The sequence below is a fragment of the Verrucosispora sp. ts21 genome (assembly GCF_002879555.1).
GTDB classification, from domain to species: Bacteria; Actinomycetota; Actinomycetes; order Mycobacteriales; family Micromonosporaceae; genus Micromonospora; species Micromonospora gifhornensis.
Genome location: NZ_PNOZ01000002.1, coordinates 32,629 through 46,120, shown reverse-complemented (window position 1 = coordinate 46,120; position 13,492 = coordinate 32,629). Strand labels below are relative to the sequence as shown.

The following is a 13,492-nucleotide window of genomic DNA, read 5'->3' as shown; positions in this document are numbered from 1 at the left end:
ACGGGCCGAGCCATGCCGACGCCGGCAATCATGATCATTGCGGGGCTGCGCGGGTTACGACCGGCTGACTACCATGCCGGACATGGCGGAGCCGCTGCTCGATCGGGCCCTGCGGGCCAGCCGCCGGTTGCGGGTCAACGGGGAGCCCCGGGCCCACTATGTGATCTGCGGTCAGGATCCCCTCGCCTACTGGGTGGTGCGCGCGTTGCGGGGCAGCGAACCGCAGGCCGGTCGGCTGCGCATCACCCTGATCGTGCCGGGGCGGCAGCGTTCCCCCGCACCGGACGGCCGGGACCTGCCCGGCGTCGAGGTGATCCGGGCCGACCGGCTCGACGAGCACACCTTCCGCCGGGCCAACCTGGCCGGGGCGGCCGGGCTGGCCCTGCTGCACCAGGACGACGTGGGCAACATGCACGCCGCGCTCTGCGCCCAGGAGGTCGAGCCCGGGTTGCGTCTGGTGGTGCGGATGTTCAACACCGGCCTGGCCAACGGGGTACGGCAGATCTTCCCCGACTCGGCGGTGCTGTCGGACGCCTCGATCGCCGCCCCGGCCTTCGTGGCCGCCGCGCTCGGCGAGGTCGCGCCGACCCACTTCCGGCACGGCGGTCGCACCCTCTACCTGGCCCGCCGGGAGGACGTACGCCCCAACGAGGTCGTCTGCGGGGTGGCCGACACCCGTGATCCGCAGCAGGACCTGGTGTTGCCGACCGACGACCGGGCCGCCGACGTGGTGCTCGCCGAGGCCGCCGGCCGGCCCGTCGGCACCGAGTTGGCCGCCCGCCGGCTGGCGCGGGCGCGGCGACGACGCCGACCGGTGGCCATGGTGCTCCGGGCGATCCGCAGCTTCGCCACCCGCAAGATCGGCATCACGGTCATCCTGCTGCTCGCGGTGGTGGGGCTGCTCGGCGGGTTGTACGCCAACGCGGCACACGTCAGCCTGGCCGACGCGTTCTACCTGACCCTGGTCACCACCCTCACCGGGCAGGACCCGGACACCGCCAAAGGCGCTGCCGAGCAGGTCGTGCAGGTGATCCTCAACCTCGCCGGACTGGCCCTGATCCCGTTGATCACGGCGGTGGTCGTCGACGGCGTGGTCAACGCCCGGCTGGCCCTGCACACCGGGCGGATCCTGCCCGAGCGGTCCGGGCACGTCGTGGTGGTGGGCCTGGGCAACATCGGCACCCGGGTGATGGCCCAGCTCAACGACTTCGGCGTCGAGGTGGTGGCGATCGACAAGAACCGGGACGCGCGCGGCGCCGGGCTGGCCCGCCGGCTCGGCGTACCGCTGGTGGTGGGGGACGCCGCCGAGGAGGAGACACTGCGGGCCGCCTCGGTGGCCACCTGCCAGGCGCTGGTGGTGGTCTCCACCGACGACGGGGCCAACCTGCGGGCCGCCCTCAACGGCCGGGCCATCAACGACGAGCTTCGCGTGGTGCTGCGGCTGTTCGACGGCCACTTCGCCGAGCGGGTCCAGCGCGCCTTCGGCATCGGCACCTCCCGCAGCGTCTCCTACCTGGCCGCCCCGTCGTTCGCCGCCGCCCTGCTCGACCGGGCGGTGATCGCCACCATCCCGGTCGGCCGGCACGCCCTGCTGGTCACCGAGGTCGCGGTGGCGGCCGGTTCGGCCCTCGACGGCCGCCCACTCGCCGCGGTCGGCAGGACCGGCAGCGTACGGCTGCTCGCGCACGCCCGCCCCGGCCAGCGCTACGACTGGTCACCCGATCACCGCATGGTGATCGTGGCCGGGGACCGGCTGACCGTGGTGGCCCGGCGCGCCGGCCTGAACGCACTGCTCCGCGAGGCCGCCCCGCCCGAGGAGGAGATCACGCCCCCGGTCGGGACACCGCCGCTGCCGCGAGAGACCGAGGAGTGAGGTCCCACCTGTCCCGGCGGGCGCGTGAGCCGGTGCGCTCGCCGCTGCCGGGCGCGGAGTAAGGTGCGGCCGTGCTTGGTGGTGGGGTCGGACGGCGAGCCCGGGTGCGGCAGGTGCCCCGCCGGGGCGGGCCGCCATGGGGGGGCGTGCCGCGTCCGGTGTTGCGGTGGGCCCTGGTGGCGGCCGGTCTCGTGGTGGTGCTGACGGCCGGTTGGCTGCTCTGGCCGGACGACGAACCGCCGCCGCGTCAGCGGGAGTACCGAGCTGAGACCGCCTGCCTGCTCACCGGCGCTCAGGGAGTTGCCTCCCCGGAGGCCGGTCCGGTGTGGAGCGGGATGCAGGAGGCGTCCCTCGCCACGCAGGTGAAGGTGCAGTATCTGGAAGTGGATGGTCCGCAGACCGGGGCGCAGGCGGAGACCTTTCTGGCCGGTCTGGTGCAGAACCGCTGCGATGTGATCTTCGCGGTCGGCGCGGCCCCGGTCGCCGGAGTGCCGAAGATCGCTGCCCGCTATCCCCAGGCGCGTTTTGTTGCGTTCGGTGCCATCGAGCCGGGTCGGAATGTGTCGGTTGTGGACGATAGCGACCCGGAAGTGGTGCGGCAGCAAGCACATGACCTGGTTGTGGCGCTGACCCGAACGCCCTCCTGAGCTCTCAGGTTTTTTTCAGGATCTGTTCGTTCGGACAGCTTGTCGCGTGATCAGCTAGCCACAAAAATCCCCCGAGGATCATCAATATTCACGGGGGAGTGAGCGGCCATGGGCCGATCCTTGGGCAAGGCCGGTCGCCGCTCGGCGCTGGTCGTCGCTGTGGTCTTCGGGCTGACCGTCGCGGTGCCGCCTGATGTGGTGCGGCCCGGTGGGGAGTTTCCGCTCACCTGGCTGAGTTGGTTCAGGCAGTATCCGGCATGGTCCGCCTCCGCGGCCTTCCTCGGGCTGCCGGTGCAGCAGGCGGGTCGGCCGGTGCAGGTGGATCCCCAGGCGCCGGCTGCGGCGACCGATGCGCGACGTGGCGCCGGGCGAGCACCGAAGCCGGCCGCCGGCACGCTCGACTCGTACCAGCCGCATCAGATCGAGTCCACCCCGGACGAGACCGGAGTCGCCGAGCCCGGGTTCGACGCCCGCACCAGCAAGCGGGACGCGCGTCGGTCCAGCGCCCGCTCCGACGTCTACGTCAACGCGGACGGGTCGCTCACCAAGCGCACCCACAACCGTCCGGTCAACTATCAGGCCGCCGACGGCACCTGGCAGAAGATCGACTCCGACCTGACCCGCCGCTCCGACGGACGCCTGCACGTCAAGGCGAACCGGCTGAAGCTCTCCGTGGCCGGGGAGCCATCCGTTGATGCCAACCGCAGCGCCGCCTCCGGCACCGGGAGCGGTGCTACCGCTCAGGAAGCGGAACTGGCCCGGCTCACCCTGCCGACCGGTGAGTCCGTCGCCTACCGGCTGGAGGGCAGCGCCATCGGTGCTCCCGAGGTGACCGGAGCCACCGCCTTCTACCGCGACGTCCTGCCGCACACCGACCTGGAGCTGACGACCTTCGACGCCGGGATCAAGGAAACCCTGATCCTGCGGTCGCCGGAGGCGGCCTCGACCTGGGTGTTCCCCCTGGAATTGGACGGGCTGACGCCACGCCCGACGTCTGAGGGATCGGTGGAGCTGCTCAACGGCGAAGGCAAGGCCGTCGCCTGGTTCCCGCACGGATCCATGCAGGACTCCAAGGTCGACCCGCAGTCCGGGGCACCGGCGGAGTCCTCGGCCGTCAGCTTCGAACTGGTGACCGTCGACGGCCAGCTGGCTCTGAAGGTCGTCGCCGACCCGGCCTGGCTCAACGACCCGGCGCGGGAGTACCCGGTCCGGGTGGACCCGACCACCACCACCGGTACGACCGGCGATGTCTACGTCGACAACGACTCCAGCACGACCAACCACAACGGTGACAACCTGCCGGTCGGCACCTACAACGGCGGCACTGTCAAGGCTCGCTCATTCATCCACTTCGACGAGTTCGACGACGACGGCTTGATGGGCAAGCGGATCACCGCCGCGAAGCTGAAGCTCTTCCACACCTGGTCGTACGACTGCACGTCACACAAGCCGTTCAACGTCCACCGGGTCAACGAGGCGTGGACGGTGGCGAACCTGACCACGGGAAGCTACCCCGGTCCGGCGATCTCATCGTCGATCGGTTCGCTGACGATCGCCGACAACTACCCGGCCTGCACGAACACCAACGCGGTCCGCAGCACCGGCAAGTGGGTCACCGTGCCGCTCGCCGTCGACACCTTCAACGACTGGTCGACGGGCGGGATGAACGAGGGCCTGGCGTTGACCGCGTCGGTGAGCGACTCGACCGCCTGGAAGCGCTTCACCGCCGCCAACTACTCGGCCGGAGCGTACAAGCCGTACCTGGAGTTGACGTACTCCAACAACGTCGCGCCCCAGATCAACCTGCGCTACCCGGGCAACAACGCGGTGGTCAACACGCTCACGCCGCAACTGCTGTCGCGGGCGGTCGACTCGGACAACTGGCCCAACAAGGGCTTCACCTACAACTACGTGATCACTGACGCCGCGACCAACGCCGCCGTGGTGAACTCCGGCTGGGTGAGCTCTCCCACCTGGACCGTTCCGGCTGGCAAGCTGGCCTGGAACAAGACCTACCTGTACACCGTCCGGGTGTACGACAAGGTCAGCTACAGCGCGGTCTATCCCGCGTACGCGTTCACCACCTCCGTACCGCAGCCGTTGCTCACCACGAACCTCGCGCAGAACGCCGGTAAGGGCTTCGACCCGAGCGTCGGCAACTACACGACCTCGGCAACCGACGCGAGCGTCAGCACCGTCGGGCCCTCGCTGTCGGTGACCCGCAGCTACAACAGCCTGGACACCCGCCGCGACAACGCCTTTGGCGCCGGCTGGTCGAGCCTGGTCGACGTGCGGGCGACCCAGGTCAAGGACGTCGCCGGCAGCGTGCAGTCGGTGCTTGTCACCTATCCCACCGGCCAGGACGTCGCCTTCGGTCGCAACGCCAACGGCACCTTCAGTCCGCCGTCCGGCCGGTTCGCCACCTTCATCGAGACCAAGGATTCCGGCGGCACGGTCACCGGCTACACGCTTACCGACAAGGACGCCACGGTCTACACCTTCGGTCGGGCGACCGGCACCGGGGTATTCAAGGTCACCCGGATCGCCGACGCCAACGGCCGGGCGATGACCTTCTCGTACGACACGTCCGCGAAGCTGACGACAGCGACGTCGGCCTCCGGCCGCTCGTTGCACTTCACCTGGTCCACCCCGGCCGGGTCGACCAAGCCGCACGTCGCCACGGTCTACACCGATCCGGCCGTGCCCGGCGCCCCGAACACGGTCGCCACCTGGACGTACAGCTACGGCGCCAACGATCAGCTGACCAAGGTGTGCCCGCCGACCGATCACACCAAGTGCACCACTTATCAGCAGGACACCACCTCGCAGTACGCCAACGCGGTGCTCAACGCCGGCCCGTACTCGTACTGGCGACTGGACGAGGGTGCCGGGGCGACCACCGCGGTCAGCGAGGTGCTGAGCAACGCGGGGGTCGACAACGCCCGGTACAACAACGTGACCCTCGGGCAGCCGGCCGCGCTGCCCGGCTCGACCGCGACCACGGCGACCTTCAACGGCACCAGCTCACACGTCCAGTTGCCGGGGAAGCTGGTCGCCGACGGCCAGTACCAGTCGATCAGCATGTGGTTCAAGACGAGCACCCCGAACGGTGTGCTCTTCAGCTACCAGGCCGACGCGATCAGCAAGGGCACCACCGCCGGCAACTACACCCCGTCGCTCTACATCGGCAGTGACGGCAAGCTGCGCGGCGGATTCTGGACCGGCAGCGTCGCGACGATCACCACGGACGTCGCGGTCACCGACGGCGCCTGGCATCACGTGGTGCTGGCCGGTGCCGGTAACGTGCAGCGGCTCTATCTCGACGGCGTGCTCAAGGGCACCCTGAACGGGACGATCGCCCAGATCGCCGGCGGGTCGGCGAACGTGCTTGTCGGCGCGGGCTTCGTCGGCGGCTCGTGGCCGACGCACGTCAACTCCGGTGCCAACCCGGCCAAGGCGACCTACTTCAACGGCTCCATCGCCGAGGTCGCGTTCTTCAACCAGGCCCTGACCGCCACCACCGCCGCCGAGCTCAACAGCGTCGGTCGGACCAGTCATCCGGTCCTCAAGAAGGTGGTCCGCCCGTCGGGCGGGGTCACGGCCGAGATCGGCTACGACAAGGTCAGCGGCCGGGTCGCCACGGTCACCGACGAGAACGGCGGGGTGTGGCAGCTGGGCAGCCCGACCGTCTCCGGCAGCAGCGACGTCTACGCGGCCTCGGTGCTCGGCGCCAAGCCGGCGGACTACTGGCGCCTCGGCGAGATCGAGGTGACCGACGCCGTCAACGAGGTGCAGGGCGGTACGGCCACCTACAACCAGGTCACCCTCGGGGTGGCCGGTCCGTTCAGCGACAGCAAGGCCGGATCGTTCAACGGCACCTCCTCGCATCTGGTCCTGCCGCCCGAGGACATGCCCACCACCGGGCCCAACTCGGTCGAGATGTGGTTCAAGATGCCGTCCGGCAACAACAAGGGCGGCGTCCTCTACAGCTACCAGGCCAGCCCGATCAACGACCCCGCAGTGACCGGCAACTGGACCCCCGCGCTCTATGTCGGTACCGACGGGAAGCTGCGAGGTAGTTTCTGGACCGGCAGTTCCACCCGGGTGATCACCAGCCCGATAGCCGTCAACGACAACAAGTGGCACCACGTGGTGCTCTCCGCCGCCAGTAACACCCAGTCGCTCTACCTGGACGGCATCTCCGTCGGCAAGCTCGACCACGCGCTCGTCACCACCGACGCCGTCAACGCGTACGTCGGGGCGGGCAAGTGGGCCGGCAACTGGCCCATGCACGGCACCGGAGACGTCGGCTACTTCCCCGGCTCGATCGCCGAGGTGGCGTTCTACCGTTCGCAGCTCTCCGCCGAGCAGGTGGCCACGCACTTCCTGGCGTCGAAGCAGACCGCCCCGGTCGCGGTGACCATGATCTCCGGCGTCGCCACCGCCTTCCCGATGCCGGTCTCCACCATCACCGTGACCGGGCCGACCGGTGAGACCACGTCCTACACGTACGACCTGGTCAACGGAAACCGGCTGGTGGCGCAGACCGACGGGTTGGGCAACACCACGAAGTTCGGCTACGACGTCGGCGGGTACGGAAACCTCACCTACGACCCGCGCGGTGTCTGGACCCAGGAACTCCAGGATGCCCGGGGCAACACCAAACAGGTCATCACCTGCCAGGACCAGTCCGCCGGCAGATGCTCGTCGGTCTACTACACCTATTTCCCGGACGCGACGACCACCACCCTCACACCGGACGCCCGCAACGACCTGATGTTGACCCTGCGCGACGGTCGGTCGGCGTCGGAGACCGACAACACCTACCTGACCAGCTACGGCTACGACACCAAGGGCAACCAGACCACCATCACCGATCCGCTCGGCCGGGTCACCCGCATGACGTACACCGACGGCACCACGGTCGCGGCCAAGGACGGCGGGTTCGCGCCGCCCGGCCTGCCGGACACGGTGACCACGCCGGGTGGGCAGATCCAGCGGATCATCTACTACGCCAGCGGTGACATCGCCGAGGTCGTCGAGCCGGGCGGCAAGATCACCCGCTACGCGTACGACGGGCTCGGTCGGCTGCTCACCGAGACCGAGGTGACCGACACTCACCCCACCGGGCTCGTCACCAGCCGTACCTACGACCTGCTCGGGCGGGAGATCACCGAAACCGAGCCGGCCGTGACCAACCGGGTCACCGGCGCGGTGCACACCGCCCACACCAGCACCACCTACGACGTGGACGGCAACATCACCGAGGTCACGGTCAGCGACCTGACCGGCGGCGACGCGCCGCGTACGACCCGGCACACCTTCAACGCGTACGGGCAGGAGGTGTCGGTCACCAACGCGGCGAACCAGACCACCCAGTTCGCGTACGACCTGTACGGCCGGATCGTCACCGAGACCGAACCCGACGGCGGGGTCACCACCAGCACCTACGACGTCGAGGGCAACCTGCTCACCTCGACGGTGGTCGGCTTCACCGGCGACCCGAACAATCCGTCCGCGCCCCGCGATCTGGTCACCACCCAGCGGTCGTACGACCCGGCGGGCCGACTGGCCCGCGAGGTCGACTCGATGAACTGGGAGACCCGCTACACCTACACCGACAACGGTCTTGAAGCGCGGGTGGTACGCGCCGACAACGCGGGCAACGAGTTCCTGATCGAGGAGAACTTCTACGACGCGGCCGGCAACGTGGTGCGGGAGGTGACGAACAACGGTCACACCACCACCACGACCACCTACGACGCGGCCGGCCGGACGATCTCCACGACGGTGGACCCGGACGGGCTGAAGCGAACCACCACCCTGACCTACGACGCCGACGACAACGTGGTCTCCACCGTCTCCTCGGGCGCGGACGGCACGCCCACCAGCATCTCCGAGGCGATGTACGACAACGCCGGACGGGCGATCGCCGAAACCGAGTACACCTCCACGGCGCTGACGCCGGTGGCCCGGTGGAAGCTCGCCGAGACCGGGGGTACGAAGGCGGCCGACTCCGTCGGCAACAGCCCCGCTACCGCGCTCGGTGGCGTCACCTGGTCCACCGAGCGTGGTGGCTCCGCCGTGCTCGACGGCACCACCGGGTACCTCAAGTCGGGCCCGGTCGTGGACACCACCCGGGCGTACTCGGTCTCCGCCTGGGTGAAGCTCGCCACGAAGAACGCCGCCCTGGGGGACGAACAACTCGTCTTCTCCGCGCCGGGTGCGATCGGCAACTCCGCACTCAAGGTCTTCTACTCGCCGGTCAGTGACCGGTGGTATGCCGCCATGTCGGTTCGCAAGGCCGACGGCACCATCACCTGGTTCGGCGGCGGCGGTCCACACGGATCCGCGGTGACGGGTACCTGGACGCACCTGACCCTCGCGGTGGATTCCGTCGGCAAGACGATGCGGCTCTACGCCGACGGTGTGCTGCAAACCACGGTGAACGTCACCGAGAGCCTCAACAACGTGTCGACCGGCTTCACCATCGGTGGCGCCGACGGCTTCGGTTGGTTCCCCGGCTCGATCAGCGATGTGCAGGCGTACCAGAAGGCGCTCTCCGCCGCCGAGATCGGGCAGGTCAGGACCGGTGCCGTGCCCGCGGCGGACGCGCAGGTCATCCGGACCTCGCAGACCCTGGACTTCGACGGCCTGCCCACCTCCGTCACCGACCCGAACGGCAACACCACCTACTACGGGTACGACGAGGAAGGCCGGGCGGTGAAGACCACCTCCCCGGCGGCCCTGGTCGAGCAGGCCGGGCAGGTCTCGGCGATGGCCAACGCGGTCAGCTGGGTCGGCTACAACACTTTCGACGAGCCGACCGACACCCGCGACGCCAACGGCAACTGGTCGGTGGTGGAGTACGACGCGGTCGGCCGGGTCGTGGCCGAGCAGGCCCCGGCGTACACGCCGCCGGGCTCGTCGACCCCGATCGTCCCGCGCAGCACCCAGGCGTACGACACGGCCGGGCAGCTCGTCTCCGTGACGGACCCGGCGGGCCGGGTGACCCGCTACGAGTACGACCAACTTGGCCGGGTCTCCAAGACGATCGCGCCGAACGACGGTGCGAGCACCTACACCTACGACGACCTGGGCAACATGCTGTCGTCCACCGACCCGACCGGAGCGGTCACCACCGCGACGTACGACTACCTGGGTCGGACGGTCACCACGACGGAGGTCGTGCGGCAGCAGGGCACGAACCACACCACCCTGTACGCCTACAACGCGCAGGGCTGGCCCTCGGTGGTCACCAGCGCGACCGGCGTGACCAGCAGCACCGAGTACAACGTGCTCGGTGAGCCGACCTCGGTGCTCGACGGCGCCAACAACCGGACCCGCTACGAATACGACGCGGAGGGCCGGACGACCAGGAGCATCCGGCCGGACGGCTCGTACTCCACAGTCGAGTACGACCTGGCCGGGCGGGCGATCCGCACGACCGAGCGCGCCCCGGGCGGTGCCCTGCTCTCCGAGCAGGTGGCCCGCTACGACCGGGCCGGCAACATGGTGTCCAGCACGGATGCGCGCGGTACCACCACCACCTTCGAGTACGACGCGACGGGCGTGCTGACGAAGCAGATCCAGCCGATCTCCGCATCGGATTCGATCGTCACCACGTTCGGCTACGACCTGGAAGGCAACCGCACCCGGTTCACCGACGGGCGGGGCAACGCCTTCTACACGACGTACAACTCGTGGGGGCTGCCCGAGTCGCAGATCGAACCGGCCACCAGCGCCCACCCGAACCCGGCCGACCGCACCTTCACCATCGAGTACGACGACAGCGGTCTGCCGGTGCGGCAGATCCTGCCCGGCGGGGTCACGGTGACCAACTCGTACGACGAGTCGGGCCAGCTGATCCGGCAGGCAGGTGCCGGTGCCGAGGTGCAGACCGAGGAGCGGGAGTTCGGCTACGACCTGGCCGGTCGGATGACCTCGCTGTCCGGTCCCGGTGGCACCAACACGATCAGCTACGACGACCGTGATCTACCGGTGTCGGTGACCGGCCCCTCCGGGAACTCGGCGTTCGGTTACGACGCCGACGGGCGCCTCGCCTCCCGGCAGGACGCGGCCGGCACCACCTCCTACGGGTACGACGTGGCGGGACGGCTGTCGACGCTGGCCAACCCGACGGCCGGCGTGCAGATGGCCTACACCTACAACACGCTGTCCCAGGTCACGAAGATCACGTACGGCTCGAACGGCAACACCCGCAACTTCACCTTCGACCCGCTGCGCCGGCTCAACGGCGACGAACTCAAGTCGCCGTCCGGGGCCTCGCTGGCGAAGATCTCGTACGACTGGGATCTCAACGGCAACATCATCGCCAAGACCACGACCGGCTTCGCCGGTTCGGCGGCGAACACCTACACCTACGACCTCGCTGACCGGCTGACCTCGTGGAACAACGGCAGCACGATCACCGCGTACGCGTACGACAAGTCCGGTAACCGGGTGCAGAACGGCAGCAAGCTGTTCAACTACGACCAGCGCAACCGGCTGATCAACGCCGACGGCGTCGGGTACACCTACACCGCACGCGGCACCCTGGCCCAGGCCGGCGCCAACATCACCCGCACCGATGCGTTCGGGCAGGTGATCGAGCAGCAGTCCACCAACGGCACGCAGACCTACACGTACGACGGTCTCGGTCGGGCGATGCGGCCCGGGCACTCGTACACCGGGCTCGGCAACGACCTGGCCGCCGACGCCTCCGCGAGTTACGTGCGTGGGCCGTCCGGTGAGGTGGTCGGTGCCGCCTCCGGCGGTGACAAGCGGTTGGTCTGGACCGACCTGCACAGCGACGTGGTCGGCCAGTTCAGCCCGACCGGTACGGCGCTGACCGGCTCGGTCACCTACGACCCGCTCGGCAAGGTGCTGAACACGGTCGGCCTGCTGGGGCAGCTCGGCTACCAGTCGGAGTGGACGGACGCGCTGACCAACCGGGTGAACATGCACGCCCGCTGGTACAACACCGACACCGGGCAGTTCGACACCCGGGACACGGCCAACAACAGTCCCGTCCCGGATTCGATCAACGCCAACCGCTACCAGTACGGTGACGCGAACCCGCTGATCGTCACCGACCCCACCGGGCACTGGGGCTGGGGCAGCGTCAAGAAGTCCTTCTCTCGGGCGGTCAGTTCGGTCTCCTCGACGGTCCGCTCGGCGTACTCGTACACCTCGTCGTACGCCTCCAGCGCCTACTCGTACGCCTCGTCCTACGCCTCGTCGGCGTACCGGTCGGCCAAGTCGACGGTGACCAAGACGGTGACGAAGGCCAAGACCACCGTCAAGAAGAAGGTCCAACAGGCGAAACGCAAATACACCCAGGTCAAACAGCAGGTCAAGAAGAAGTACAACCAGGTCAAACGCACCGTCAAGAAGAAGTACGAGGCGGCCAAGAAACACGTCACCAAGAAGGTCGCCCAGGTCAAGAAGAAGGCCAAGCAAGCGGTCGCCAAGGCGAAACAGGCCGGCAAGAAGGTCGCGGCCAAGGCGCAGCGGACCGTCAAGAAGGCCATCAGTCAGGTACGTGATGCCACGAACGCGGCCAAGAAATGGGTCAAGGACCACAAGGACGTCCTGTTGGAGGTCGCCGCGATCAGTGGCGCGATCCTCGCCGGCATCGCCTGCACCGCGGTGACCGCCGGAGCCGGCGCGGTGGCCTGCATGGTCGGTGCCGGGGCGTTGATCAACCTGGCCAAGGACGCGGCGCAGGGCGACATCCACAGCATCGGTGACGCGTTGGGTTCGTTGGGCACGGGCGCGGTCACCGGCCTGGTCGGTGGTGCTGGTGGTGCGATCGCGGCCAGGGTCGGTGCGGCGGTGGCGAAGAAGGCCGGTACGGGCCTGTTGGGCCGGTTGGCGACCGAGTCGGCCGAGGCCGGTGCCGAGGACGCGATGTCGCAGCTGGCGATGACGGGCAGCTACAACCCGCGTACGGCGGCGGAGAACATGGTGCCGGGCCTGGGCGCGTTGAACCGCAAGAGCGGTGGTGGCGCGCGCAGTGGTGGTGCAGTCGCCGGCGGCTCCGGCGGTGGCGGGTTCGGTATTTCGGTCGGTGGGGCTGGTGCGTCGTGTTCGACGGCGGGGCGTCGGCACAGTTTCGATCCGAAGACGCCGGTGTTGATGGCTGATGGCAGTAGTCGGCCGATCGAGGATGTCAACGTCGGTGACCGGGTCATGGCCACCGATCCGGTGGCGGGTGGGTCGGTGCCCAAGCAGGTCACCCAGTTGCACCGCAACCTCGACGAGGACCTGACCGACCTGACCGTGAAGGACCAGGACGGCAAGGTGACGAAGGTCGAGACGACCTGGCATCACCCGTTCTGGAACGCCTCGGAGCGCAAGTGGACCGACGCGAAGGACCTGAAGCCGGGTACGAAGCTGCTGGTCAAGGGCCAGGGCGCGGTCACGGTCGTGGCGGTGCTCAACCGGCTCGGCCTCGAAGAGATGCGCGACCTCACCGTCGCCGACATCCATACGTACTACATCGTCATCGACGACGAACCAGTCCTCGTCCACAACTGCGGGGGCTTTCCGCATGACGGCGGGATCCACGGCCAGTTGACGCCGTCGGGGGCCGGTCACCAGGTGAATCACATGCCGCAGAAGGCGGCGACAAAGGGATATATTACCGAGTACAGTGGCCCGGCCATCAGAATGCGCACTGAGCATCATCGGGAGGTGAACTCCACTGGAAGCAGCAGGGCTGCCCAGAGGTGGCTTGCGCAGCAGCGTGCACTTGTTACATCGGGTCGCATTGACCGCGCTATGCAGAACGACATCAATGACGTCGTTTCGCGATTCCCCGGCGAGTATAACAATGCTATTGGAGAAATGATTGGGGGACTCCCCGGAAATGCTCAATATCAGAGTGCTCGTGGAGTCCAAGGCTCCGTGCATGTGCAGCTAACTCTCTGGTGACGGCGGTCGTGCCACTTAGTGGTTCGGCGTGTCG

General features: G+C 68.5%; 3 protein-coding genes. All 3 read left to right on the top strand.

Translation table 11 applies throughout. The features are described from left to right. Nucleotides 1-82 precede the first annotated feature (82 nt). The 3 genes from C1A38_RS00900 to C1A38_RS00890 all read left to right on the top strand — a co-directional run bounded on the left by C1A38_RS00900 (nucleotide 83) and on the right by C1A38_RS00890 (nucleotide 13,458). On the top strand, nucleotides 83-1,873 hold the full coding sequence (locus C1A38_RS00900) for a potassium channel family protein (protein WP_102656016.1): 1,791 nt from the start codon (nucleotides 83-85) through the stop codon (nucleotides 1,871-1,873). Between the two features lie 176 nt (nucleotides 1,874-2,049). Beyond that, nucleotides 2,050-2,520 (top strand): type 1 periplasmic-binding domain-containing protein, encoded by a 471-nt coding sequence (locus tag C1A38_RS00895; RefSeq protein WP_146017403.1) that lies wholly within the window; start codon nucleotides 2,050-2,052, stop codon nucleotides 2,518-2,520. A 108-nt stretch (nucleotides 2,521-2,628) separates the two neighbouring features. Further along, nucleotides 2,629-13,458 carry a LamG-like jellyroll fold domain-containing protein gene (locus C1A38_RS00890; RefSeq protein ID WP_146017402.1) on the top strand — a complete coding sequence of 3,610 codons (10,830 nt, stop codon included), beginning with the start codon at nucleotides 2,629-2,631 and terminating at the stop codon, nucleotides 13,456-13,458. Nucleotides 13,459-13,492 lie beyond the last annotated feature (34 nt).

Coding starts and splice junctions, on each gene's coding strand:
- C1A38_RS00900 (WP_102656016.1), top strand. CDS start 83: ATGGCGGAGCCGCTGCTCGATCGGGCCCTGCGGGCCAGCCGCCGGTTG.
- C1A38_RS00890 (WP_146017402.1), top strand. CDS start 2,629: ATGGGCCGATCCTTGGGCAAGGCCGGTCGCCGCTCGGCGCTGGTCGTC.